The following is a 23,802-nucleotide window of genomic DNA, read 5'->3' on the forward strand; positions in this document are numbered from 1 at the left end:
CGCACTATGGCTCATTGTGATAGGCTTCGCTCACCGCCGGCGAAGCAGCCAGACAGGCATTCAGAATCGTAAGGGAATGCTGCAGAAGCACCGCACTTCTTTGCGGCTCGAACCACCGGCCATTGAACTTACCGCCGTGAAAAAGATTGTTCCTCACGCGGCGCACGTAGATCAGCACCCTGTCCGACTGAAGATCAGTCTGCGGTGCTGACGCGTTCCACCCCAGAACGCCACCTTCGACGATCTGCTTTTTCGGCGGATTAGCGAGCATATAGGCGATTGCTTGCGCGAATTCCTCGCTTGCCGGCACTTCGAAGCTCGCGGCAACGGACTCGGCAAACCTGCGCCAGTTGGCTTCCGCTGCGCCCTCACCCTTGTGAAATTCAGCAGCCTTCAAAGCATACTCGAAGCGCGCGAAGGTCTTGAAGAGCTCTGCGGCGAGTACGTCCGGGTCGTTACCGGGCATCAGATGTATCGCCTGTAATCAGAGCTCACGAACTGTCCTTCACCTATATATTTGAGGACCTCGCCGACCTTGCGTGCAGCCCTGATCGGGATAGGCAGCCGCTGGTTCATCTGCGTCGAGTTCCAGTTGATCTTGGTCAGGGAAAAGACCTCCTCGGCGAGCTGGCTGATTGTGCTATCGCAGCTTTCGTGCGGGCAGAGCAGTAGCGGCCGCGGATCGTAGAGACCGGGATATGTGCCGTAGTACGGGATGCTGCCGTTCGTATAAAGAAGACCACGACCGCCGAGATCGACGAAGGTCCCGCGCAGCACCGGATAATTGCCGTCACGCAGGATTTTGATCGAGGCGGACTCCTGAACCCAGACCAGATCGCTGAGCTCGGTTCCGGCTTCCTCAAGCGCCTTCAGGACACCTTCCGCCTCTTCTTCCCGGAAACGCGATGTCTTGAGCACGATCACGCGGGCCGGAAAGTTCTTGTGGTGGTTCTTGTACTGCGAGAGCGACTTAGAGATGAGATCGTAGGCATCGTTGAAGGTCATGTAAGGGTGGCGGCCACGGCTCTCTGTCTGGGCGCGCTTGCCCTTGAGAATAAAGCCGCGCCCGCGCTCATCGAACATCTGCGCAGCGCTTGTGAAGAGCTGCTGGCCGCCGGCCTCGCGGTAGAAGCTGATACCGACATAGCAGGCCGTAAATTCGCCTTCGCGAGGCCTGCGGCGCCACGGAATGCGACCCGTGCCCTTATAGTAAAGCGTCGTGAGAAGGTTCCAGCTCCTGCCAGCCTGATCTTGGATATCGCGGGCCTTGCTCTCCTTTACCTTCTGCGAGATTTTGGCCTTATCGTCGATGACGTCCTCCCAGACGATCTGCACCGGAAAACTGAGCCCCATCGCCCGCGCCTTGAGCATGCCCCGAAAATTTGGGGCATCAGAACCGCTGCTGTCCTCTCTTTCGGTTGAGCTCTTGGCATCGACCCTCGCGCTCCAGACACGCTCGATCAAGCTGAGCGGCAGGGCGACGATCGCGACGTCCGGGCTGTGGCTGCTCTCATCGAGGGTCTCGAGCTGGGTGATGATGTCGTCGACTGCCATTTCGACGGCTTTCTTGTGATCAGGCTCTTTCCTTATCCTTTCGATCCGGCTTTGGGATAGAGCGAATGATGCGTCCTCGCAGATCTCGAAGCGGCAGCTAAAAGGATTGGCATTGCCCAGCCCCGGAAAGTCGGGATGCAGGTTTGGGTGTTTGGCGGACTTGCCCGCAAAGCCTGCCGCCGCGGCCGCGAGAAATTTTCCCGTGTCCTCGACCGTCTTGGCGCTGCCGACCACGCCGATCTTGATCACATCACCGAGCGGCGCCTGCAGTGGACCGGCCTCGATTAGCCCGAGCCGCGGGTCCGGATGGTGATGCTTGTCACCAAACTCCAGCTCCGGCTCGACGAGAATCTTGCTTTCGAAATTGATCATATGGCGAGCCTTTCCTGGTGGGCGCTTTCCTCCGCCGTCTTTTTCGGAGAGCCCCACACGTCTTCCGGCACCCGCGTATCCAGAGTGATCTTCGGCGGCTCGGCAAATGCGAGGCACTGCTCTTCAGGCTGCTCGGGCGCGAAGAGATCATTGCTGGCCCGCTCGTGCTGGGTCAGGAACCTGTGCCACATGATGACCTGCCCGCGCAGCGATCCGCTGTTGTCCAGCCGCTTCTTGCCGGACAGAAGCGCGTGCGGATACGAGTGCGGCGTAAAGCCGTTTGTCGTGAAGTAGTAGGTCGGGGTGATGACCAAGTACCATTGGTCTCCGAGCACCTCAAAGCGCGGCACGAAGGCGTGGTGACGGACATAGGCAACCTCTCCCTCGTCCTTCTTGCTGGTCACAACGTTGACGACGTCCGCATGCGTCTTGTTCTTCGCGGACTCGTAGTAGAACCGCCGGGGCGTATCGGCGGCCAGGGCCCTGAAGTAGAGCAGTGCGTTTTCCTTTTGCCAGTTCAGGTCAGCACGGACCTGGTGCTTGAGCGCGTTCTTCAGGAGGAACGCAAAATGATGCTGCTCATTCAGGTCCTCATGGAAAGCGAGGTAGTTCGTTTCCACGGCCTCGACATGATCGAGATCGACGATTTCCCGGCATGACGATGTCCGCGGGTCGTGGAACGACCAGAATGAACCGCCGCGGATCACCCAGTCGAAGCGCGCCGGCACGTCGCTGTCCAGAAGCAGCGCCGTCGCCTTCCGTCCAGAATACGGGGTTGAAGCCACGTATATTTCCGGGGGCAGAATGAGTGGCAGAATGTTTACCAGCGCCTCTTCGCCGTCGCCCAGCGGCGGTACGTAGTAGCCGGCACCGACCTTGGGAACAGTCAGTGCTGCGAGGCGGTCGACAGCATTCCGGTCGAGAACGTCCTGGTGCTTGTCGAAGTGCAGCCGGCGGTCCTCGGCACTGACACCGCGCGGAACTTCCTTCCAGTAGAAAGTCTCATCGGAGCGGCGGTAGAGAACGATGATGACAGGCAGGTTTGAGGGCCGCCAGTATTCGAAATCCTTGCTCCTGAGCAAGTAGGTGAATACCTGGTCCGTCTCGGCCGGGTACTTCGCCTCCTCCGTAGCCTTCACCTGCACGGCAATCATCTGCGCCAGCGGCTGCCCGTCGATCATCACTTCGGCGATGCCGTCGATGCCGGCCTCGAGTCTTCCGCGGCCGTCAAACTGAAAGCCCATGTCCAGAAAGCGGCGGCGCACCGCCGCCTCGCCGATCTCTCCGAGCATCTGGTTTGGTGTGAGAATCTTGGTCATAGCACCAAGTATAGAACATTTGCGGAACGTTGCACATCATATTGTGCACGCTCTCGCTACTCGGATCTGGACACTCTTGCCTCGCACCGATCTGGCGCCTGCATGCCGTCGCATCATATTCGAGCGCTCGCTCCCTCCGGCGATCGCCGCCTGAAGTTGCGCGAGCGATGAAAGGGGCGGACGTCGCGAGAGCCTGGCGGAGCTAATACGAGTTATCGGCACATGTCGGAAACCACTGCCGAAACTCGATGCTGACCAAAATCAGTGACGCGAGACTGGCGAGTCAATTTTACTCAAGCGGATTTTTCGTCTTTATGCTCATTCTTTTAACCTGGCTGACTGCGAGACGGTCTTGTCCGTGTCATATTCTTTCCCAATGCTCCACGGGAAAAAGCGGAAGAAACGCCTAACTCGCGTTCGGCAGCTTCGCGGGACAAGCACACCTTTTTTTCGCGCTTCGGCTACTTTCGTCGTAAACCGGCGCAGCTACGGCGCGAAAACAAACGGTGGTACAGCTGATTTCGAGTTTCTGAGAATTCAACTGGGCGGAGCTCCCCCACTTCACTCATGCAGGCCCCTATCGCTCCTTTCCAAAGATGTTTGCAGCCAAATAATCAATGGCTTGACTGTTTTGGCTGCCTGATCGAAACCGCCTTTGCTCTTCAAAATCTATTGATGGCAACATATGGATGAATTGATCCTCGCGATAAAGTGGCATTAAATCCTCGGGGCCTAACCCACCAGACCGCAAGCCCGTGAGGGTGTTGCCAGCTTCGATTGCAGCGCCGATCATGACATCGGCGAGTTGGACCGCAGGACTTGATTTCGACTCAACTTGCTTCACCGCTTCGAGCTTGAGCGGAAACCGCAGCGATGTGATTTCAGTAGCGCGGAATTCGACCTCTTTGTCGTGATTGATGTATCGCTGCAGGATATCGTGATAGGCTGAGAGGTTCTTGGACTGATCATGCTCAACCCGATAGGCTCCCTCCGCCATGACCTCCATGCGCGTGATCAGCGATATCAGGACCACAAGGGCAATGTCGGTGGAGACGCCAGGTGTGGCAATGGCAGAAAGGCAGTCGCGATCTGCATATTGTGCGAGCGGTCCCAGAACTTCCGGAATCTTTCCCCAATTGGTGGCGCGAGCCGCCTCAACCAGTTGCTGGAGCGATTTCGGGCTTTTGTCTTTCATCGCCTGTTGAAACGTGTCCATCAACGCCGCGAGCTCTGTCTTGCCCAGCAGGGCCGGCCCCGCCATATGCAGCATGGACGCCATCGCATAGTTCTGGCCGTTTTCGTAAAGATCAAAACCGCGCTCGTAGTAATAGGGCTCGACCGCATATTCGACAAACATGAGCGTCAGCATAAACCGCTTATCGGCCACATAGGTAACGCTATCGAAATCGCTCAGAAGATCCTTCATCAAACCAAGGAGGCGCGGGTGATTGGAGGGGCGCCGCGACAGTGCGCGATACTTGAGCTCCGGTGCTTGCAGGCGCGGAAAATGTGCTTTGATAAGCCGCGCCGCTTCGCCATCATCGATAGCAACAGCGCTTGCGCCCTGAAACCGCTGGTCGGCGTTGAGCAGATCAAATCCGGTATAGCCGCTTTCGTCGATGCGGAAACAAGTCACGGGCACATCATTCATAGTGAAGCGGGTGTGGTTCCTATCATGTTTCCTGGCGTTATCCAAACGTTGGCATCTTACAGTGGAAGTCCCGGTTTGAATGTCGCGTCTCGATAATTCGTCGCCGATCAATGTCCGCACTTGCGAAACGCGGTGAATATGTACGCGAGCGCAGCGATTGACCGCTAACCGCCGCCTTGTGTGGACAACGGCTCAATGCTACGCGGTGCATCTTAGCACTGACCAGCTTATCACACGCTTCGCTCGATGCGCCCGGGGCAACCTCGAGAATGGAGCCATAGTCGACTTTTCGAACTGGCGATGATTTCTGGAACAAGGAAATTTGTCGACTTGAGCCGAATCGGGTTCGCAGAAAGCTTCGGCGAATATGACGGATCCACAGAAATGTTCGGCTTCAGGAGAACCTCCAGGTGCGACAAAACAACGCACCGTAAAAGCTGGCCGATCGGTTTTTGCCAGATCGAGAGGCAGGGATCCTTTTGATGATCTTTGTATCTAAAAATTGGGATCATAAGTGCTTTCGATCGTTATGTTTGAGCCATGATCTGCAGCCCGAGGCTGGTGCGACCAATACCCGGCACGTATCAAAAACTTGGTCCAACATTTTCCAAGTTTCTCTTTTTCGTCCCGGCCCGCTGACCTTGCGACCAGCACTGGGAGACCCTTTTTGGTGGTATTCAGGGACGTCGCAGCGAGACTTTTTCCCCGAAACGGACGGGCGGTCCGGGATCTCTTCGAAAATCCCATCCATGTGCCAGCAGACGATGCCCCAAATCGTCAGGCGTGATCTTGCGGTAGCGATTGGCAGTATCCGACCGGTTCCAGCCTCCCTGGTCGAGCAGATCTCCCCAGTCTTTTGTCATAGAATACGCCCACGAGTGGCGCGTGTGCCTGAGAACATAGGGTGTGACGTCCTTTCCAAATCCGGCTGCGTCGCGAACCTTGTTGAAGGCGACTGCCATCTGCCCACCCCGGTTTTTTCTGAACGTGTAAGATTGCCCGTCCGGGGCCGGAAACGCCGGGCCGCTCTGCGGGATATGCCCAATAAGTTCGACAGCCCGAGTCGGCAACAGAACATAGCGGGCACGAAAGACAGTCTTGGTCCCTTCCAGCCACCATTCCCGCGTCGCAGGATTCCAATTTTCTCCCAGCGCCGACATCGTTTCGCCAGGTCCCGCGCCGGTTCCCAGCATGAAAGCGATTTTCCTCAAAGTCTGCAAATTTGGATCCCGGAGGCCAATCGCATCCGGGTTGGCTGCGACCACCAATAAATTCTCGGCTTCCTCGGGGGTTAGCCAGCGTGTGCGGCGTGTATCAGGTAATTTTTCCCGCCTCTTTCCCGCTGCGAAGTTCTGAACGGCCCGGATCGGGACACGCAATTGCCGTCGTACTGTCTCAGGCTTCGCCTGAGGGTAAATGGCACGGGCAGCACGGGCGATGTCGACATGGGAGATTTCATCAACCCGGACATGAGGGCCAAAGTGCTTCAATATTTTGTCCAGGAAGCGTTTCTCTCCACCCTCTTGGACATAAAGATCCGCTGCGTCTTTGAAACTTGGCGGGGCATCCTTGGTGCGGGGCGTCAGAGCTTCGCCCCAAGCACTCTTGTAAAGTGCCTGAGCTTTATTCAACGCCGTTTGCCGCAGGTTTTCGTCCCGGATGCCGAGCCCCCTTCGGAACCTCTTTCCTTCAACCCGGAAATCGACCATCCAGTCGTTCTTGGCTGCGGACCATGTCGGCCGCCATGGTTCATTTCTTCCCAAGCTTGCCTCCTCTATTTTGCAATCGGGAGGAAAATTGGCCACTTCGACGAAAGCCGAAGCAAAAAAGGAAACAAATTAATCGGGAGTAAAATTCACGACCCAACTCGAACCTGTTCTCACGGAGAAAGATTCCATCACTGGGAGACGCTCGACGGCGGGTCGGAAATGCCGGACCGAGGGCACCTTTAGTTACTGGCACCGCGCCGTCCCGAAGAAAGCAGATTTTTTGTTCCAAAACACCGCATGATTAGTCTCCCGGGCAGTCCGCTCTGTGGATTGAAATACCGAAACACACACTTGGATCGCTCGGTCAGTGCAAAGATTAAACATCCCGTAAATCACTGTTTTTCATCCCATTTATGACTAACTCTCGAATATCGTGAACCTGTTGACAGAGCGCTCAGCCGGTCATCTCTGTGGGTTTGTCGAATCCAGGTCACGGTCGTTGAAGCCCCAAGCCCGGACGCGGCACAGGGCCAGTAGATCCGCCCAAACGGATCTGCTGCGCCACCATGCAAGAAACGGAGCTTTGACCATGTCAGATGCCATAGACCTCAGTGAACGGCCACTTACCCGTACTGAAGCCGCAGCGCACCTTGGCATCTCCGAGCGCCAACTACTCAACCTGAGGAGGAAGTATTCACCTGCCTTTGAAGTGTGTGAGTGGAGGGGGCGAAAGCCCGTTTTTTACTTGAAGCACATCACTGATTTAAGGAACGCAATGAAATGGGAAAGCTCAAAGGAACAGCGTGCTGGTATCCGTTCTGGGATGGCCGCTCGTACTGCTTCGACTTCTATGTCGAAGGGCAGAGGTATCGCCGGTCAACGGGGGTTTGCGATATCGAGGCGGCTGAAATAGCCATTGAAGTGGCCAAGGGTGTTCACGATGCAGCGTGGGAGCGGGTGCTCTCGCCCTATCCCAGCTTCCAGGAAGCGGGACGGCTCTATGTCGAGCGCTTCGGCAAGCATGCAAAGGAGGTGGAGGAGCTCACCGACTATTTTGGGCCGTTTATCGGTGTCGACGAAATCACGTCGTTCATGTTGGATCAGGCCCTTGTCGATCTGAAACGGCCGACGTGGACCACTAACAGGACGGCGCAACGGCAGGTGCTGGTACCGGCGAACGCGGTGATCAACTTTGCTCTCGGAAAGCGGCCGCGGCAATGGGAACCCTCGCAGCGCGAGCGCACGCTCACCCTGGAGGAGGCGGAGAGTCTGATCCGCGTGGCCCAAAAGCCCGAAATGGCCGGTCTGCAGGATCCGAAACGGCGTCTTCTGAAACTGATCGCCTTCGAACTCGGCACCGGAGCCGCGCCGGGCGAGACCCATGTCGTCCGGGCCGAGGATTGCAACTGGTCGACGCAACAAGTCTTTGTGCGGGGCGTTCAGAGTGGAGCCCGCAAGACCAAATGTCGGCGGCGCTGGGTGCGTGTGCCCGACCGGTCCCTCGAACTCATGGACCCGCTGCCCGAAGAGGGCCTCATTTTCCTGACGCCGACCGGCCGCCCGATCATCACCAGGGAAAACCGCGGCACGCATCTCATCAGACCGTTCCACAAGCTGTGTGATGCGGCCGGTTTGCGCGCGCACGAGGAAATCGTTTTCTACACATTGCGCCACACCTGGGCGACATGGTTCAGTGCGCAGGTCGGCGATCTTGCCCTGCTGATCGAGCGGGGCGGATGGTCGGACTCGCAGATGGCGATGCACTATCGCAAGCAGGCCCCGGATGATCTGGGCGCCCGGCTTCTTGCCCACGGTTGGGACTTCCGGCCATGATGGGCAAAATTTGGGAATCGCGATTCTGGGCAGGGGAAAAGTCGCTGTTTTCCAGCGGCTTACCCGGAGAGTGCGCGGCCTTAGCAGGGGAGCGCCTTCGACCACTCGGCCACGTCTCCGCCGACGCGTTTATCGAAAGCCGCACGGGGGAGCAAGTCGGAATTGTCCTCCTATTTCACTCAAATCAGGATCGGAGCCAAATGCCCTTTGGCCGTGGCCGCCACGCACCAAGATCCGAAACATCGGAATCCGCGCGACCGCCTCATCGTCAGGAGGCTGATCCGCCCCTCTTACCACTCATCCTGAAACGTACGAAACGCGCGTACGCAACGTACGATCCGTCACCGAAGGCCCTGTTCATCCGCACCCGGCCTGTCGGGTGCACCGACGCGATACCGATGGAATACCGACGCGATACCGAACGCCCGAGTCCCGGCCAAAGCCCTGTTAACCAAGGGCTTGGCGCATGATTCGACGGCACGCGCCGGGATGCGGCGCGCGCTCCTGTCAGGAACGGTTAAGGAATGTCCGGCTCAGGTGTTGAACAGGAAGTGCAGAACGTCGCCATCCTTGACGACATAGGATTTGCCCTCGGCGCGCATCTTGCCGGCTTCCTTGGCGCCCTGCTCGCCCTTGCAGGCGACGAAATCGTCAAAGGCGATGGTCTCGGCCCGGATGAAGCCCTTTTCGAAATCCCCGTGAATCACCCCCGCCGCCTTGGGCGCCGTGGTCCCCACCCTGATCGTCCAGGCACGGGCCTCCTTGGGGCCGACCGTGAAATAGGTCTCGAGATTCAACAGCTTATGCCCCGCGCGGATCAGGCGGTCCAGCCCGGCCTCTTCCAGCCCCATTTCCTCGAGGAACATGGCGGCCTCTTCGGCGTCCAACTGGCTGATCTCCTCCTCGATCTGTGCCGAGATGATGACCATGGCCGCGCCCTGCTCGGCGGCCATTTTCTCGACCCGGGCCGAGAACTCGTTGCCTGACGCGGCGCTGCCTTCGTCCACGTTGCAAACGTAGAGGATCGGCTTTGTGGTCAACAATTGCAGGCCTTTCCACGCCTTGGCGTCATCCTCGGACACCTCCACCAGGCGGGCCGGCTTGCCCTCTTCCAGAACCTCCTGTGCGGCGGCCAGCAAGCGATCCTGTTGCTGCGCCTCCTTGTCGTTGCCCTTGAGTTTGCGCACCAGACCCGCACGCCGTTTCTCGATGGATTCCAGATCGGCCAGCATCAGTTCGGTCTCGATCACCTCGGCATCTTCCACCGGATCGACGCGCCCTTCCACATGGGTCACGTCACCGTCTTCGAAGCAACGCAGCACGTGGGCAATCGCATCGACTTCGCGGATATTGGCCAGGAACTGGTTGCCCAGCCCCTCGCCCTTGGAAGCGCCTTTGACCAGCCCGGCAATGTCCACAAAGGTCATGCGCGTCGGAATGATCTGTTTCGATCCGGCGATTTCGGCCAGGGTGTCCAGACGTGCATCGGGCACGGCCACCTCGCCGACATTGGGTTCAATCGTGCAGAACGGAAAATTGGCCGCCTGTGCCGCCGCCGTTTTCGTCAGCGCATTGAACAGCGTCGACTTGCCCACGTTGGGCAGCCCCACGATCCCCATCTTGAAGCCCATGACCGGCCCTCCTGAAACTGAATTGCGCGCATCTAGGGTGCGAAGCGGACAGAGGTCAAGCAGGGCATTGATTTTCACCTGCCTTTCGGCCAAACCCGTCCCGATCAAGCACAGGATGCCGCCATGACCCGTATCGACGCCAAATTCGCCGAGCTGACCGCCGCAGGGAAAAAGGCCTTTGTCGCCTATGTGATGGCGGGCGACCCGGATTATGACACCTCGCTGGAGGTCATCAAGGGCCTGCCCGGCGCGGGCGTGGACATCATCGAACTGGGCATGCCCTTTACCGACCCGATGGCCGATGGCCCGACGATCCAACTGGCGGGACAGCGTGCATTGGAGGGCGGGCAGACGCTGGAAAAGACGCTGGCCATGGCCAGCGAGTTCCGCAAAGCCGACGACACGACGCCGATTGTCATGATGGGTTACTACAACCCGATCTATAACCGCGGCGTCGACAAGTTCCTTGCCGACGCAAAAACCGCCGGAATCGACGGGCTGATCGTGGTGGACCTGCCCCCCGAAGAAGACGACGAACTGTGCATTCCCGCCCAGAAGGCCGGACTGAACTTCATCCGTCTGGCGACCCCCACCACCGACGATCAGCGCCTGCCCAAGGTGCTCCAGAACACATCGGGCTTTGTCTATTATGTTTCGATCACCGGAATCACCGGCGCGGCCGCGGCTCAGGCCGCCGATGTCGCCCCCGAAGTGGCGCGCATCAAGGCAAAAACCGACCTGCCGGTGATCGTGGGCTTTGGCATCCGCAGCCCCGAAACCAGCCGCGAAATCGCCGGGGTCGCCGACGGTGCGGTCGTGGGCTCGGCCATCGTGGGCAAGCTGGCCGATGGCGCCACCGTTCCCGAGGTGCTGGAGTTCGTTCGCGGACTGGCCGGAGGGGCACATTCCGCCTGATCCGCTCACCCCGGCCTGCATGACAGTATATGGCGCCCTGAAACAAGGGCTCATTGCGCGCGCGCGCCTTCACTGGTAACTAAACCTGACCAGTTTCCAGATGGATTCCCGCCATGCCCGTGATCACCTGCATCGACGACCTCAAACGCATCTATGAACGCCGTGTACCGCGCATGTTTTATGACTATGCGGAATCCGGTAGCTGGTCCGAGCAGACCTTTCGCGAGAACACCACGGATTTCTCGGATATCTACCTGCGGCAACGCGTGGCGGTCGACATGGACGGGCGCAGCACGGCCAGCCAGATGGTGGGTCAGGACGTGTCGATGCCGGTTGGGCTGGCCCCGGTCGGGTTGACCGGCATGCAACACGCCGACGGCGAGATCAAGGCCGCCCGCGCCGCCGAAAGATTCGGCGTTCCCTTTACGCTGTCCACCATGTCGATCTGTTCGATTGAGGATGTGGCAGAAAACACGAACAAACCGTTCTGGATGCAGGTTTATACGCTGAAGGACGACGATTTCATGCAGCGCCTGTTCGACCGGGCGAAAGACGCGAAATGTTCGGCCGCGATGATCACCGTGGACTTGCAAGTGCTTGGTCAACGGCACAAGGATCTGAAAAACGGCCTGTCCGCCCCACCCAAGCTTACCGCAAAATCAATGGCCAACATGATGACCAAGGTACAATGGGGCCTGGGCATGTTGGGCACGAAACGGCGGTTCTTCGGCAATATCGTCGGCCACGCCAAAGGGGTATCCGATCCGTCGTCTCTGACGGACTGGACAGCCAGCGCCTTTGACCCTTCGCTGGATTGGAACCGCATTCGTGAATTCCGCAAGATGTGGGACGGCCCGCTGATCATCAAGGGCATCATGGACCCACGCGATGCGCATGAGGCGCTGAATGTCGGGGCGGATGCGATCATCGTGTCGAACCACGGCGGGCGGCAACTCGACGGCGCGCTAAGTGCCATTCGCGCCCTGCCCGCAATCATGGACGCCGTGGGCGACAAAATCGAGGTGCATCTCGACAGCGGGATTCGCTCGGGTCAGGATGTTCTCAAGGCGCTCAGCCTCGGGGCCAGGGGCACCTATGTCGGGCGGGCCTTTGTCTATGGTCTTGGTGCCATGGGCGAAGCAGGTGTCACCAGGGCGCTTGAGATCCTTCACAAGGAACTGGACGTGTCGATGGCGCTGTGTGGGCGCACGGATGTCAAAACGCTCGACCGCGATATCCTGATGATTCCCGAAGGCTTCGAGGGCCGCTGGCAAAGCTGAGACAGGGCCGCAGCCGCCCCCTTTGACAGAACGGAACCCGCCACGACGGGCGCAGCCCTGTCAGAGGATCGACAGTATTGCCCCACAATACGGGGCCACCGCGTGTTTTCGGCCTTTTCATGTTGGAAAATCCGGTCTATACGCGCGGCTTCACGCGGGGTTACAGCCTTGGAGGAACCCCGCCCTAACTTATGGAGAATATCATGGCTGGAGAAATTCCTGATCTTCACGCCCAGGAACGCACGGGGACGGGCAAGGGCGCCGCTCGTGCAGCACGTCGTGCACATATGGTTCCGGGCATCGTTTTTGGTGGCGACGTCGATCCGCTTCCGATTCAGATTCCTTACAACGTCCTGATCAAAAAGCTGAGACAGGGCCGCTTCAAGTCCACCCTGTTCAACCTCAAGGTTGACGGGCACGAAGACGTGCGTGTGATCTGCCGCGACGTTCAGCGCGACATCGTCAAGGATCTGCCGACGCACCTCGACCTGATGCGCCTGCGCCGCACGACCAAGATCAACCTCTTCATCCCGGTTGAGTTCGTGAACGAAGATGCCGCACCGGGCATCACCAAAGGCGGCTTCCTGACCGTGATCCGCAACGAGATCGAACTGATCGTGACTGCGGGCGACATCCCCGAAAAGATCACTGTTGATCTGTCCGGGCTGGAAATCGGCGATACCGTGACGATCAGTCAGGTGGAATTGCCCGCAGGCACCAAGCCGACAATCGACCGTGACTTCGTGATCTGCAACATCGCGGCCCCGTCTGCCCTGAGTTCCGATGAGGACGAGGAAGAAGGCGCTGAAGATGCGGCCGAGGTTCCAACCGTCGGCGATGAAGCAGCAGCCGAGGGTGGCGAGGAATAAGGTCCTGTCCGCTTGAGAACATGTGGAAAACGCGGGTCGGAAACGACCCGCGTTTTTTCATGACCCGCGCAGTTTGCGAAAGCCAAGGATACGCCCGCGCGATGGCCCCGGATCATAGGTAAGGCCCGAGACCGACATGCAATCGACGATCTTCTTGATCGTCGTGTCGGGGTAGCGACCGGGGTGCAGTTCCATCATAACGCTGCGAACGTGTTCGGGCCACGGCGCATCGAACAGGGTTTGCTCGGCGCCTTCGATATCCATGATCACGATATCCGGGCGATAAGTGGCCAGCAGGTCGGACAGGCGCAGGAGCGGCACTTTGACAATCGTGTCCCGGTTGGAACCCTCCCTTGCGATCGACGCACCCCAAAACGCCTTTGTGCGTTCAAATTCAATGACTTCCTCACCGCCCACCTGACCGGTCACAGCGCCGTGCAGCAAGGTAACGCTCTGGAAACCATTCCGGTCCAGATTATCCCGCACCACCAGCAACATGTCGGGGTTGGCCTCGACCGTGGTCACGTTTTCCGGCCCCGCAATCGCGGCGCAGATCGAGGCGATATAGCCAAGCCCCGATCCAAGTTCCAGAACGCGGCTGCCGCCGCGCACGCGCATCAGGGCGGCTTGCGCCTCGTGGCCTTCGTAGCGGCCTTTTTCCAATTTTTCGGCGATGCGTTTGCTGAGCATGGCATCGGGAATTACCAGTTTTACGCCATTTAACTCGTATTCGGCCATTACCACCCCTTGTTCGTTGATTCCGTGCGTCATGCGGCTTAGACCACAATCACCAAAGACAGGGGCCACGGCAATGCTACTATTTGTGGGTTTGGGAAATCCCGGCACCAAATACGCGAAAAACCGGCACAATATCGGCTTTATGGCGCTGGATCGAATCGCCGAAGACCATGGATTCGGGCCTTGGAAACAGAAGTTTCAGGGCGAATTGTGCGAAGGGCGTTTGGGCGGGGAAAAAGTGTTACTTCTCAAGCCCTTGACCTTCATGAACCTGAGCGGCCAGTCGGTGGGCGAAGCGATGCGGTTCTACAAGCTAACCCCCCAAGATATAACGGTTTTTCATGACGAACTGGACCTTGCACCGGGTAAGGCGCGGGTCAAGATGGGCGGCGGGCATGCCGGGCATAATGGGTTGCGGTCGATTCACCAGCATATTGGCGAACAATATCAAAGGGTTAGATTGGGCATCGGGCATCCGGGACGCAAGGAACTGGTGGCGCATTACGTGTTGCAGGATTTCGCCAGGGCCGATGCCGAATGGCTGGACGACCTGATGCGCGGGATCGGGGATGGCGCGCCGGACCTGGCAGAAGGCAGAAAAGACAGGTTTCTCAACGCCATAGCCCAACGCATGGCCCCGGCGAAACCCGCCAATCCCAAGCCGAAGACCCAGGAAAAACCCGCCGAAAAACCGGTGGAACCACCCGCCAAAGACACCCGCAGCGCGATACAGAAGCTCGTCGATAAGTTCCGCTGAGTTTTGTACGAAACGTACGAAGTGTACGCGCGTTTTGTACGAAAATCCGGGGTCATTGCAGAATTTGCATCCATCATGGACACAACCGGCGCATTTCGCGTCGTCGCGTCACGCTGGACGCGGGCATGCGGCGGTGCTTTGCTGATCGCAAACGGGGCGAGGAACAAGCGACATGCGCATAATTTTGAAATGGGGTTTGCGGCTGGTGCTGATGGCACTGCTGGCTGCGGTCGTGGTGGGCCTGTGGAAGCGTGAAGAGATCACCCGCCTGTGGGCGGTCAACACGCTGTTCGACGAGGGGAAGATCGTCGGGAATTTCTCGAACATGGAGCGGGCCTTTCTGACGGTGCCCGTGTCGCGCGGCGACGGGCCGGTATCGGACCTGCCCCAGGGCGAGCCGATGGCCCTGCCGGAGGGGGTGACGGACTGGATCGCGGCGCGCGATCTGACCTCGCTTCTGGTGCTGGACGAGGGGCGCATCGTGCACGAGAGTTACCACAAGGGCACCGGCGCCGAAGACCGGCGCATAAGCTGGTCGATGGCGAAAAGCTATCTGTCGGCGCTGTTCGGCATATTGCTGGACGAAGGGGCGATCGGTTCCATCGACGTGCCGGTGACGGAGTATGCCCCGCAACTGGCCGGCAGCGCCTATGACGGGGCCACGATTCGCAATGTTCTGCAAATGACCAGCGGTGTGGAGTTCGACGAGGATTACCTGGACTATGACTCCGACATCAACCGGATGGGCCGGGTTCTGGCGCTTGGCGGCACGATGGACGGGTTTGCCGCCGGGCTGACGGCGCGGGCGGCGCAGCCGGGCGAGCGGTGGAAATACGTTTCAATCGACACGCATGTCATCGGCATGGTGGTGCGCGGAGCGACGGGCCGCAGCATTCCCGACCTGATGGCCGAAAAGGTGATCGCACCACTGGGGCTGGAAGCCGCGCCCTATTACCTGAGCGATGGCGAAAGCGTGGCCTTCGTTCTGGGCGGGCTGAACATGCGCACGCGGGATTACGCGCGTTTCGGCCTGATGTTCGAACAGATGGGCGCATATCAGGGGCGGCAGGTGGTTCCGGCGGACTGGGTTGCGGCATCGACCCGCGCCAGCGCCCCGACCGGGCCGGGCGAGATGGGCTATGGCTATCAGTGGTGGATGCCGGTGAACGCCCCCGAAGGCGTGTTCATGGCCCGCGGCATTTACGGGCAGTACATCTACATAGACCAGACCCGCAACGTGGTGATTGTCGTCACCGCCGCCGACCGGCAGTTTCGCGACCCCGGTGCGCATGCCGAAAACGTTGGGATGATGCGCCGCATTGCCGAAGCGCTGTAAACGGTTGACCCTGCCAGCACGCCATATTTAGTGGTGCAGGAAATTGCCACAGGAGGGCGCGATGAGTTTTATCGCAATGAACCGGTTCAAGGTGCGGCACGGGCACGAGGCGCAGTTCGAAACCACATGGGCCGAACGCGAAAGCCGGTTGAAGGACATGGAAGGGTTTCGCGAGTTCCGCCTGCTGAAGGGGCCGGATGGCGACGGGTACCGCCTGTATTCCAGCCATGTGATCTGGGAGAGCCGCGAGGCGTTCGAGGCCTGGACCAGATCGCAGCAGTTCCGCGATGCCCACAAGAACGCCGGACAATCGAAGACGAAGGACGCCCTGATGGGGCCGCCCTCGTTCGAGGGGTTCGAGACGGTGTTGCACGAGGGATGATTTCGCCGTGTATCGTGCTATCTTTTGCCAAAACGGAGGATGCGCGATGATAGGCAAGGACGATCCCGTGAACGTGCTGGGGGGCGCATTGCAAATGTGCTCGCAAGACCCTGTGACGGGGTTTTTCCGCGACGGGCATTGCAACACCTGTTCCGAAGATCAGGGCAGCCATACGGTGTGTGCACTGATGACGGCGGAATTCCTGGCCTATTCCAAATATGTGGGCAACGACCTGAGCACCCCGCGCCCCGAATTCGGCTTTGCCGGGCTGGCCCCCGGCGATCAGTGGTGCCTGTGCGCCGCGCGCTTCCTACAGGCCCATGACGAGGGTTGCGCACCAAGGGTGCGGCTGGAGGCCACGCATGAGCGCGCGCTGGACATCGTGCCGCTACAGGTGCTGCGGGAACACGCCGATCACGCCTGAGCGGGTTCGTCGGCCTGTACCCTGGGCAGGGCTTCGTGTTCGGGCACGCCGGGCAGGGCCTCGGCCATGAGATCGTCGATGAACAGGCTGAGAAGCTGGGCGCGGCCACTGACCCCGGCCTTGCGGTAGATGGCGTTGCTTTGCGCCTTGACCGTTCCGTCCGACGTGTTGCGCATGGCTGCGATTTCCGACAGCGACAGCCCCTTGACCGAGAACAGCGCCACGTCGCGTTCCGCCGGTGTCAGGCCCCATTGATCGAAGCGCTCTTCGAGCACCTGCATGAACGCGCCCGAGGCGAGGCGCAAACTGGCCTCGGCCCGGCGCTGGCGGGTGATCGCGCGCACCAGCAGCCAGCCCGACACCACGGCCCCCAGAACAAGCCCGAGCACGGCGCCGATTTCGATGAACTCGTAGAACTGCCAGCTGATCGGTGCGGCGCGCAGCCCCAGGAGATTGGCGAGGATGTCATAAAGGAACACCGCCGCGCAGGCGAATTGCACGGCGAACAGCGCCAGGTGCGACAGCGGGGCCTTCATGCCGCGCACCGTCGGTTTGCAGGCGGCATGGGATCAATCATCGTCTTTTCCGCGTTTGTAATCGTCATCCAGAACACCGCGACGGCGGTCGTCGTCATCGTCGTCGTCGCGGTCATCATCGTCGTCGTCATCATCATCGTCGTCATCATCATCGTCCAGCTCGGTCCAGTAATCGCGCAGGATCGCGCCGGTGGACGGGTTGAGGATGATCTCGCGCAGGGTATCGTCCTCTTGCGCGACGATACGGACACGGCCCAGCAGGGTATGGGTGACGGTGATCTCGTCAAAGCCCTGATCGCGCAGTTGCTCGATGATCCGATCCTGCGCAGCCCCGGCATGGGCTTGCGACCCGAGCGGAACGAGCAAGGCCAGAAGGGCAACGGTAAAGCGGCGGCGGTTCATCGGTGTCATACCTTTGCAGGCCCCGCGGCGGGGCGTGGTCGGTATCATACTAGGCACGAAAAACCCCCGGCGCCAGTGGACCGGGGGTTTAGAACAGGGGCTATAAACCGGGGTTTATGGGTCAGTCGGCATCGTCCATGTCGAACCCGAGGTGACGCGCGACGGTAAAGATATCCTTGTCGCCCCGGCCGCACATGTTCATGCAGATCAGGTGATCAGCGGGCAGGGTCGGCGCGATCTTCATCACATGGGCCAGCGCGTGGCTGGGCTCCAGAGCGGGGATGATCCCCTCTTGCTGGCAGCACAACTGGAAGGCTTCGAGCGCCTCCTTGTCGGTGATCGCAACGTATTGCGCGCGTCCGATATCGTGCAGCCAGCTGTGCTCGGGGCCGATGCCGGGGTAATCGAGCCCTGCCGAGATCGAATAGCCTTCGAGGATCTGGCCGTCATCGTCCTGCAACAGGTAGGTGCGGTTGCCGTGCAGCACGCCGGGCCGCCCGCCGGTGAGGGAGGCGCAATGCTCCATCTTGGCGTTCACGCCCTTGCCGCCGGCCTCGACCCCGATGATGTTGACCGATTTGTCGTCGAGGAACGGATAGAACAGGCCCATCGCGTTCGAGCCGCCCCCGATGGCGGCGATGAGGGTGTCGGGCAGGCGGCCTTCGGCGGCCTGCATCTGTTCCCTGGCTTCCTTGCCGATGATCGACTGGAAATCGCGGACCATGGCCGGATAGGGGTGCGGACCGGCGACGGTGCCGATGCAGTAGAACGTGTCGCGGACATTGGTCACCCAGTCGCGCAGCGCGTCGTTCATCGCGTCCTTGAGCGTGCCGCGGCCAGAGGTCACCGGGATCACCTCGGCCCCCAGAAGGCGCATGCGGAAGACGTTGGGTTTTTGCCGTTCGACATCATGCGCGCCCATGTAGACCACGCATTTCAGGCCGAACTTGGCGCAGACGGTTGCGGTGGCCACGCCATGCTGACCGGCGCCGGTTTCGGCGATGATGCGGGTCTTGCCCATGCGGCGGGCCAGGATGATCTGGCCCAGCACGTTGTTGATCTTGTGCGCGCCGGTGTGGTTCAGCTCGTCCCGCTTGAGATAGATTTTGGCCCCGCCGAGGTGTTTGGTCAGCCGGTCGGCGTAATAGAGCGGGCTGGGGCGGCCCACGTAATGGGTCCAGAGATCGTGCATTTCGTCCCAGAAGGACTGATCGGTCTTGGCGTGTTCGTACTGTTTTTCCAGTTCGAGGATCAGCGGCATCAGGGTTTCGGAAACGAACCGCCCCCCGAAATCGCCGAACCGCCCCTTTTCATCGGGTCCGGTCATGAAGGAATTGAAAAGATCGTTCATGGTATTTGCCTTCCCGTCTGGGCCTTGATCCTGACGTTCAATATGGGACGCAGGCGCGATTTTCCAGCGAAAACCGACCGGCGCAAGGGGCACATGGCCATGGGATCAAACGGCCCTGCCCTGTCGCCGGTCCGGCGTTTGCACAGCGTCGTGACATCCGGTTCAGGGCGGCCCCGGTGCCCCGGCGCCATTCCGTCCTTGTGCGACTCACGAAGGGGAAGACGCGGCGGCCAGCCGGTCCTTGCACGCCCCCTCTCCGCTCCGGCGCCGGAAGGCGACATGCACGCCGCCCTGGGGAATGAGCGTTGCGGAGGGATAGGGCTTGACCGGGTGGTCCCCGCGCCATTCGAGCGAGCCGCGCTGAAGGATCGTGACGAGCGAGAGGGTGGTTTCGAGCAGCGCGAGGCTGTTGCCGATGCAGATCCGCGGCCCGCCCCCGAACGGCAGAAAGGCATAGCGCGGGAGCCGCTGCGCAAGTCCGTCAAGCCAGCGCTCGGGGCGGAACGCCTCCGGGGTGTCATAGTACCGGGGATCGCGGTGGAGCACCCACGGGGCGATCAGGATCTGCGTGCCCCTGGGGCAGTGATAGCCCTTGATCTCGCAATCTTCCGTCGTCTCGCGCCCGAACATCCAGCCAGCCGGATAAAGGCGCATGGATTCCGTTATGACGGCCTGCGTGTACTGCAATTTCGGCATGTCGGCGCTGGTGGCGTCGCGATGACCGATCTCCGATTCGATTTCGGCGATCACCTTTGCCTGGATATCCGGATGCCGCGCCAGCAGGTAGAATGCCCATGTCATGGTCAGCGCGGTGGTTTCGTGACCCGCAAGAAGGACGGTCACCGCTTCGTCGCGTATCTGCGTGTCGGACATTGGCTGACCGCTCTCATCCCGCGAGTCCATCAGGGACGACAGGTAATCCGTGCGCCCCCGGGTGCCGTTTACGCGACGCTCTTGCAGAAGACGGTCCACCACGCCGTCGATTTCGCCGATTGCCCTGAGGTAGCGGCGGTTCGATGGCAGCGGCACCCAGTCGGGGATCAGCACCGGACGCCGGAACCGATGCGCCATTTCCTTGAGAAGAAGGGTGAGCGCGCGCTCCATGATCTCGACTTCGAATTCCGCATCGGCATCGAACATGGTGCCCGTGACGATACGGAGCATCAGGTTCATCATATGGGGGTGGATGTCGAACGTGGTCTCGTCCTGCCAGCGATCGACCTCTTTCCGGGCGAGCGACACGATCAGCGCATCGTAATCCTGCACGCGCCGGGGCGTGAAATGCGGCGCGGCGAGGCGGCGCTGATGCTGCCAGAGGCTACCGTCGCTTGAAAGAAGCCCGAATCCGAACACCGCCCTGATCTGACGCCAGATCAGGGGCGTCTTGATGAACTTGCCATGATCGCGCACCAGGATTTGTTCCAGCGCCTCCATGTCGCTGACCAGCCATGTGCGCCAGCCGGCAAGGTTGAGATCGACGATATCGCCGTATTTCCGGGTGACTTTACCCGGATAGCCCAGCTGGTTCCCGGCAAAGGCGGGCATGTTGCCGAGAAGGGGAAACCCGTCGTCCGGTCGGGGTGGAAATTTGCGAGGCTTCGTATCGGACGGCATGTCCTGTCTCGGACTGTTGTTCATGTCTCAAAGTCTCGCCATGTTCGGGATCGCACATTCGGGTGCGAGTATAGGGGCCAAACCCGGAAATCGGAAACCGTTCGGCTGCTTTAATCGCCCATATGGCGACCAGACCTGCCTGAAAATCGTTTCATGCTTGAGCGACTAGCCGCTTTCTTACACAGTTCAGGCTGTATACTTTGAATATTCCGGCAAGGGATTTTGTCGTGCCGCTGATCGAACGCGACGAGATAATTGGCGAATTGCGCGACCGTTTCGATCGCGTCACCGGGAACGGCGGGCAAATCGTTCTGGTTTGCGGCGAAGCGGGTATCGGGAAATCTTCGGTAATCGACGCATTCCTGTCCGGCCTCGCGCCTGCGGTGCCCCGCGCCATCGGTTTGTGCGACCCTCTGCACACGCCGCGCCCGCTTGGGCCGCTCCGCGATATCTGTCACGGCCTGTTCGGCACCGGACTGAACGACAATGACGAAGCCCGGTTTTTCGAAGGGTTCATTGGGCGGGCCGGTGCGCTGCGCGCGCCCGCCGTTCTGGTGATCGAGGATTTGCATTGGGCGGATCAGCGCAGTCTGGACTGGCTCAACTATATCGGGCGGCGCGTCTCTCAACTGCCCGTCCTGTTGATCGCCAGCTTTCGCGATGACGAGGTTGAGGCGGCACATCCGCTGCGCACCGCGCTTGGCGGCATTCCCGCGGCGCGGAAATCCCAACTGTTCCTGCCGCCGCTGTCCATCGAGGCGATACGCCAGATCGCCTCCGGGAGTGGCTATTCCGCCGAGCGGCTGACCGAAATTACCGGCGGCAACCCGTTCTTCGTCACCGAGATTATCAACCATCGGCAAGAGGCGGGCATCGTGCCGGTTTCGGTGGCCGACGCCGTGAACGCGCGGATCAACGCCCTGCCCGCAGCGATGCGCGAGCTGCTCGAACTTGCCGCGTGCTGTCCGGGCGAGGTGTCGCTGGACCTGTTGCAGGCGGTGACGGGCGGGGCGGCGGCATCGCTTTTGCCCGATGTCACGGACCGCCATTTTCTGGTCGGGTCGGGGCGGCATTTCAAATTCCGGCACGAACTGGCCCGGCTGGTCGCCTATGAGCGCCTGTCGCCCCCGGCCCGGAGCGATGCGCATGCAAAGATCATGGCCGCCCTGCTGGAGCACGAGACCGATCCGCCCGTGGATATGATCGTGCATCACGCGCAGGGCGCGGACAGCCGGGATGTCGTGCTGGATTATGCGCCCCGCGCGGCGGAGCGGGCGGCGACACTGGGCGCCCATCGCGAGGCGGCGATGCATCTGGAGGCGGCGCTGAAATATGTCAGTCGGCACCCAGGTCGATTACCTGCCTCTGGCGCCGTATCTTCGGACTATCGCAGATGGCGATGCGGACGCCAGCGTCACGGAACAGCTCGTGACCAGCAGCGGCGCATTCGACGGGTTCAACTTCTTTGCGGCCACGACGGCCATTGCCGACGGGACCGATACGACTGCCAGCTTTGACGCCAGCTTCCGCTACATGTTTCGGGTGCAGATGGACCCCGGTGCGCGCTTCAACCTGATGACAGGGGCGCGGCAGGCGAATGCGGTGGAGTATACCCCGCAACTCTCGCCGGTTCCCTTGCCCGCCAGCCTGCCCGTTCTGGGGAGTGCTTTTCTGATGCTTGCCGCAGTCGGGGTCAGACGCCGGAAACGCGGCTGAACGACACATGTCGCTCCACGCCCGCGCGACCGATGCCGACGCTCAGGCCGCGCCCGATTGCGCCGCCTCGACAAAGGCGCGCATCATGTCGGCGTCCTTGACGCCCGGCGCGCTTTCCACGCCCGAGGACACATCGACCTGCCGCGCCCCTGTCAGGCGCACGGCCTGCGCCACGTTTTCGGGCGTCAGCCCCCCGGCCAGCATCCACGGCACCGGCCAGCGGCGCCCCGCGATCAGGGTCCAGTCGAAGGCCACGGCATTGCCGCCGGGGCGGTCGGCCCCCCTTGGGGGCTTGGCATCCACCAGCAACTGGTCGGCCACGCGGCCATAGGTTTCGAGCTGTGGCAGGTCACCGGCATCGGCGATGCCCACGGCCTTCATCACCGGCAGGCCATAGCGGGATTTGACCCCGGCCACACGTTCGGGGGATTCGGAACCGTGCAGTTGCAACATGTCCAGCGGCACCTGCCCGGTCAGCGTATCCAGCATCGCATCGTCGGCATCGACGGTCAGCGCGACCTTCATGATGCCGACCGGGACGGACGCAGCCATGAACGCCGCAGCCTCGAGTTCGAGATGGCGGGGCGATTTCGGGAAGAACACGAAGCCGACATAGGACGCCCCCGCCAGAATGGCGGCGGGGATATCGGCGGGGTCGGTCAGCCCGCAAATCTTGATCTTGATGTCGCTGCCCATGGGGGCGGTTTAGCTGGCCTCGTCGAGAATGGCCAGCACCTCGTCCTTGCCTTCGTGTTTCTCGCCCTTGAGGCGCCGCAGCTCGGCGCGCAGGGCGCTGAGCTCGCGCGCCTTGCGCGCGGCTTCGACCCGTTCACCGTGTTCGCGAATCCATTCCCAGATCAGCCCGACGACAAGGCCGAACAGGATGCCGCCGAAGATCACCACGAAAAGCGGAACCTCGTAGCTGGGATTCAGCGCGGCGAGGCCGGACAGTTCGTCGGGCAGCACCCGGACCTGCACCATGTTGCGATTGGCCAGCGCGATCAGGATCAGGGCCAGCGCGAAGATGGCAATCGACGCATAGCGGATATAGCGCATCAGGATTTCCCGTTCAGCCGATCACGCAGCAGCTTGCCCGTCTTGAAGAACGGAACATGCTTTTCCTCGACACGGACGGATTCACCCGTCCGGGGATTGCGGCCGACACGCGCATCGCGCTTTTTCACCGAGAAGGCCCCGAAGCCGCGCAGCTCGACCCGGTTACCCTCGGCCATGGCAGACGTGATTTCATTGAAAATGGTGTTCACGATACGCTCGACGTCGCGTTGATAGAGGTGCGGATTTTCGTCGGCAATCTTTTGAATCAATTCCGATCGGATCATTGTCCCCCCCGAGGATTGGTTTGTTCGCGCATCAGATCACTGTGGTGAACTATAGTCAGGATCGTCAAAAACC

At 60.5% G+C, this 23,802-nt stretch carries 24 protein-coding genes; 10 read left to right on the top strand and 14 right to left on the bottom strand.

The genetic code is table 11. The features are described from left to right. Positions 1 to 4: 4 nt before the first annotated feature. From BUB53_RS15030 to BUB53_RS15050, 5 genes are all read right to left on the bottom strand, one after another. Positions 5 to 466, bottom strand: coding sequence for a hypothetical protein (locus BUB53_RS15030; RefSeq protein ID WP_073035592.1), 462 nt, complete (start codon positions 464 to 466; stop codon positions 5 to 7). Further along, entirely contained in the window at positions 466 to 1,926 is a 1,461-nt protein-coding gene (locus BUB53_RS15035) for an argonaute/piwi family protein (protein WP_200797804.1), read from the bottom strand. Before BUB53_RS15035 ends, BUB53_RS15030 begins: the two co-directional genes overlap by 1 nt. Next, a complete protein-coding gene (locus tag BUB53_RS15040) occupies positions 1,923 to 3,245 on the bottom strand; it encodes a DUF4365 domain-containing protein (RefSeq protein WP_073035593.1) in 1,323 nt (440 codons plus the stop codon). Before BUB53_RS15040 ends, BUB53_RS15035 begins: the two co-directional genes overlap by 4 nt. Before the next feature lie 577 nt (positions 3,246 to 3,822). Then, entirely contained in the window at positions 3,823 to 4,941 is a 1,119-nt protein-coding gene (locus tag BUB53_RS15045; protein ID WP_234983216.1) for a DUF3800 domain-containing protein, read from the bottom strand. A gap of 632 nt (positions 4,942 to 5,573) precedes the next feature. Then, the gene (locus tag BUB53_RS15050) at positions 5,574 to 6,659 is read right to left on the bottom strand and encodes a tyrosine-type recombinase/integrase (protein WP_143163240.1); all 1,086 of its coding nucleotides are present in this window, start codon (positions 6,657 to 6,659) and stop codon (positions 5,574 to 5,576) included. Between the two features lie 726 nt (positions 6,660 to 7,385). Between BUB53_RS15050 and BUB53_RS15055 the strand changes: the two genes are divergently transcribed. After that, positions 7,386 to 8,438, top strand: a complete 1,053-nt coding sequence (locus BUB53_RS15055; protein ID WP_073035595.1) for a tyrosine-type recombinase/integrase — start codon at positions 7,386 to 7,388, stop codon at positions 8,436 to 8,438. A gap of 533 nt (positions 8,439 to 8,971) precedes the next feature. Here the strand turns inward: BUB53_RS15055 and ychF are convergent. After that, complete coding sequence (ychF, locus tag BUB53_RS15060; protein WP_073035596.1) at positions 8,972 to 10,069, bottom strand: redox-regulated ATPase YchF; 1,098 nt, start codon at positions 10,067 to 10,069, stop codon at positions 8,972 to 8,974. Positions 10,070 to 10,192: 123 nt separating this feature from the next. On the opposite strand from ychF, the gene trpA reads away from it, so the two are divergent. From trpA to BUB53_RS15075, 3 genes are all read left to right on the top strand, one after another. Next, positions 10,193 to 10,984 (top strand): tryptophan synthase subunit alpha, encoded by a 792-nt coding sequence (trpA, locus tag BUB53_RS15065; RefSeq protein ID WP_073035597.1) that lies wholly within the window; start codon positions 10,193 to 10,195, stop codon positions 10,982 to 10,984. A 113-nt stretch (positions 10,985 to 11,097) separates the two neighbouring features. Further along, complete coding sequence (locus BUB53_RS15070; protein ID WP_073035598.1) at positions 11,098 to 12,264, top strand: alpha-hydroxy acid oxidase; 1,167 nt, start codon at positions 11,098 to 11,100, stop codon at positions 12,262 to 12,264. A gap of 203 nt (positions 12,265 to 12,467) precedes the next feature. Beyond that, complete coding sequence (locus BUB53_RS15075) at positions 12,468 to 13,133, top strand: 50S ribosomal protein L25/general stress protein Ctc (protein WP_073035637.1); 666 nt, start codon at positions 12,468 to 12,470, stop codon at positions 13,131 to 13,133. A gap of 57 nt (positions 13,134 to 13,190) precedes the next feature. Here the strand turns inward: BUB53_RS15075 and BUB53_RS15080 are convergent, their stop codons facing one another. After that, on the bottom strand, positions 13,191 to 13,823 hold the full coding sequence (locus tag BUB53_RS15080) for an FkbM family methyltransferase (RefSeq protein WP_234983217.1): 633 nt from the start codon (positions 13,821 to 13,823) through the stop codon (positions 13,191 to 13,193). A 121-nt stretch (positions 13,824 to 13,944) separates the two neighbouring features. On the opposite strand from BUB53_RS15080, the gene pth reads away from it, so the two are divergent. The 4 genes from pth (at position 13,945) to BUB53_RS15100 (ending at position 16,770) form a co-directional block, all read left to right on the top strand. Continuing rightward, positions 13,945 to 14,628 carry an aminoacyl-tRNA hydrolase gene (gene pth / locus BUB53_RS15085; protein ID WP_073035600.1) on the top strand — a complete coding sequence of 228 codons (684 nt, stop codon included), beginning with the start codon at positions 13,945 to 13,947 and terminating at the stop codon, positions 14,626 to 14,628. Positions 14,629 to 14,800: 172 nt separating this feature from the next. Beyond that, a complete protein-coding gene (locus BUB53_RS15090; RefSeq protein ID WP_073035601.1) occupies positions 14,801 to 15,964 on the top strand; it encodes a serine hydrolase domain-containing protein in 1,164 nt (387 codons plus the stop codon). A 61-nt stretch (positions 15,965 to 16,025) separates the two neighbouring features. Continuing rightward, complete coding sequence (locus BUB53_RS15095) at positions 16,026 to 16,346, top strand: antibiotic biosynthesis monooxygenase family protein (protein ID WP_073035602.1); 321 nt, start codon at positions 16,026 to 16,028, stop codon at positions 16,344 to 16,346. Positions 16,347 to 16,392: 46 nt separating this feature from the next. Then, positions 16,393 to 16,770, top strand: coding sequence for a DUF2237 family protein (locus BUB53_RS15100; protein WP_073035603.1), 378 nt, complete (start codon positions 16,393 to 16,395; stop codon positions 16,768 to 16,770). On the opposite strand, the gene BUB53_RS15105 is transcribed toward BUB53_RS15100, so the two are convergent. The 4 genes from BUB53_RS15105 to BUB53_RS15120 form a co-directional block, all read right to left on the bottom strand. Further along, positions 16,761 to 17,306, bottom strand: coding sequence for a helix-turn-helix transcriptional regulator (locus BUB53_RS15105; protein WP_073035604.1), 546 nt, complete (start codon positions 17,304 to 17,306; stop codon positions 16,761 to 16,763). The two genes, BUB53_RS15100 and BUB53_RS15105, sit on opposite strands and share 10 nt — an antisense overlap. A 33-nt stretch (positions 17,307 to 17,339) precedes the next feature. Next, positions 17,340 to 17,717, bottom strand: coding sequence for a hypothetical protein (locus BUB53_RS23010; RefSeq protein WP_188745014.1), 378 nt, complete (start codon positions 17,715 to 17,717; stop codon positions 17,340 to 17,342). Between the two features lie 112 nt (positions 17,718 to 17,829). After that, a complete protein-coding gene (gene trpB / locus BUB53_RS15115; RefSeq protein WP_073035605.1) occupies positions 17,830 to 19,059 on the bottom strand; it encodes a tryptophan synthase subunit beta in 1,230 nt (409 codons plus the stop codon). Between the two features lie 207 nt (positions 19,060 to 19,266). Continuing rightward, positions 19,267 to 20,673, bottom strand: coding sequence for a cytochrome P450 (locus BUB53_RS15120; RefSeq protein WP_159437842.1), 1,407 nt, complete (start codon positions 20,671 to 20,673; stop codon positions 19,267 to 19,269). Positions 20,674 to 20,900: 227 nt separating this feature from the next. Here BUB53_RS15120 and BUB53_RS15125 point away from each other — a divergent pair, with 227 nt between their 5' ends. Both BUB53_RS15125 and BUB53_RS22790 read left to right on the top strand, forming a co-directional pair. Next, positions 20,901 to 22,190 carry an ATP-binding protein gene (locus BUB53_RS15125; protein WP_073035607.1) on the top strand — a complete coding sequence of 430 codons (1,290 nt, stop codon included), beginning with the start codon at positions 20,901 to 20,903 and terminating at the stop codon, positions 22,188 to 22,190. Next, entirely contained in the window at positions 22,102 to 22,389 is a 288-nt protein-coding gene (locus BUB53_RS22790; protein ID WP_159437843.1) for a hypothetical protein, read from the top strand. The genes BUB53_RS15125 and BUB53_RS22790 overlap by 89 nt, the downstream gene beginning before the upstream one ends. 42 nt (positions 22,390 to 22,431) lie before the next feature. Here BUB53_RS22790 and BUB53_RS15135 read toward each other — a convergent pair whose 3' ends face one another. From BUB53_RS15135 to ihfB, 3 genes are read right to left on the bottom strand one after another with little or no spacing between them, the layout of a single operon-like run. After that, complete coding sequence (locus BUB53_RS15135) at positions 22,432 to 23,085, bottom strand: phosphoribosylanthranilate isomerase (RefSeq protein WP_073035609.1); 654 nt, start codon at positions 23,083 to 23,085, stop codon at positions 22,432 to 22,434. A gap of 9 nt (positions 23,086 to 23,094) precedes the next feature. Beyond that, positions 23,095 to 23,445, bottom strand: coding sequence for a LapA family protein (locus BUB53_RS15140; RefSeq protein WP_073035610.1), 351 nt, complete (start codon positions 23,443 to 23,445; stop codon positions 23,095 to 23,097). After that, positions 23,445 to 23,729 (bottom strand): integration host factor subunit beta, encoded by a 285-nt coding sequence (gene ihfB, locus BUB53_RS15145; protein ID WP_073035611.1) that lies wholly within the window; start codon positions 23,727 to 23,729, stop codon positions 23,445 to 23,447. The genes BUB53_RS15140 and ihfB overlap by 1 nt, the downstream gene beginning before the upstream one ends. Positions 23,730 to 23,802: the final 73 nt, after the last annotated feature.

It is taken from the genome of Roseovarius pacificus (assembly GCF_900142665.1).
GTDB classification, from domain to species: Bacteria; Pseudomonadota; Alphaproteobacteria; order Rhodobacterales; family Rhodobacteraceae; genus Roseovarius; species Roseovarius pacificus.

Bases quoted from the DNA above. Each gene is read 5' to 3' on its own strand.
- BUB53_RS15140 (WP_073035610.1), bottom strand. From the start codon at position 23,445: ATGCGCTATATCCGCTATGCGTCGATTGCCATCTTCGCGCTGGCCCTG.
- BUB53_RS15070 (WP_073035598.1), top strand. From the start codon at position 11,098: ATGCCCGTGATCACCTGCATCGACGACCTCAAACGCATCTATGAACGC.
- BUB53_RS15080 (WP_234983217.1), bottom strand. From the start codon at position 13,823: ATGCTCAGCAAACGCATCGCCGAAAAATTGGAAAAAGGCCGCTACGAA.
- BUB53_RS15100 (WP_073035603.1), top strand. From the start codon at position 16,393: ATGATAGGCAAGGACGATCCCGTGAACGTGCTGGGGGGCGCATTGCAA.
- BUB53_RS15105 (WP_073035604.1), bottom strand. From the start codon at position 17,306: ATGAAGGCCCCGCTGTCGCACCTGGCGCTGTTCGCCGTGCAATTCGCC.
- ychF (WP_073035596.1), bottom strand. From the start codon at position 10,069: ATGGGCTTCAAGATGGGGATCGTGGGGCTGCCCAACGTGGGCAAGTCG.
- trpA (WP_073035597.1), top strand. From the start codon at position 10,193: ATGACCCGTATCGACGCCAAATTCGCCGAGCTGACCGCCGCAGGGAAA.
- BUB53_RS15030 (WP_073035592.1), bottom strand. From the start codon at position 466: ATGCCCGGTAACGACCCGGACGTACTCGCCGCAGAGCTCTTCAAGACC.
- ihfB (WP_073035611.1), bottom strand. From the start codon at position 23,729: ATGATCCGATCGGAATTGATTCAAAAGATTGCCGACGAAAATCCGCAC.
- BUB53_RS15135 (WP_073035609.1), bottom strand. From the start codon at position 23,085: ATGGGCAGCGACATCAAGATCAAGATTTGCGGGCTGACCGACCCCGCC.
- BUB53_RS23010 (WP_188745014.1), bottom strand. From the start codon at position 17,717: ATGACACCGATGAACCGCCGCCGCTTTACCGTTGCCCTTCTGGCCTTG.
- trpB (WP_073035605.1), bottom strand. From the start codon at position 19,059: ATGAACGATCTTTTCAATTCCTTCATGACCGGACCCGATGAAAAGGGG.
- pth (WP_073035600.1), top strand. From the start codon at position 13,945: ATGCTACTATTTGTGGGTTTGGGAAATCCCGGCACCAAATACGCGAAA.
- BUB53_RS15120 (WP_159437842.1), bottom strand. From the start codon at position 20,673: ATGCCGTCCGATACGAAGCCTCGCAAATTTCCACCCCGACCGGACGAC.
- BUB53_RS15075 (WP_073035637.1), top strand. From the start codon at position 12,468: ATGGCTGGAGAAATTCCTGATCTTCACGCCCAGGAACGCACGGGGACG.
- BUB53_RS15090 (WP_073035601.1), top strand. From the start codon at position 14,801: ATGCGCATAATTTTGAAATGGGGTTTGCGGCTGGTGCTGATGGCACTG.
- BUB53_RS15035 (WP_200797804.1), bottom strand. From the start codon at position 1,926: ATGATCAATTTCGAAAGCAAGATTCTCGTCGAGCCGGAGCTGGAGTTT.
- BUB53_RS15095 (WP_073035602.1), top strand. From the start codon at position 16,026: ATGAGTTTTATCGCAATGAACCGGTTCAAGGTGCGGCACGGGCACGAG.
- BUB53_RS15055 (WP_073035595.1), top strand. From the start codon at position 7,386: ATGGGAAAGCTCAAAGGAACAGCGTGCTGGTATCCGTTCTGGGATGGC.
- BUB53_RS15040 (WP_073035593.1), bottom strand. From the start codon at position 3,245: ATGACCAAGATTCTCACACCAAACCAGATGCTCGGAGAGATCGGCGAG.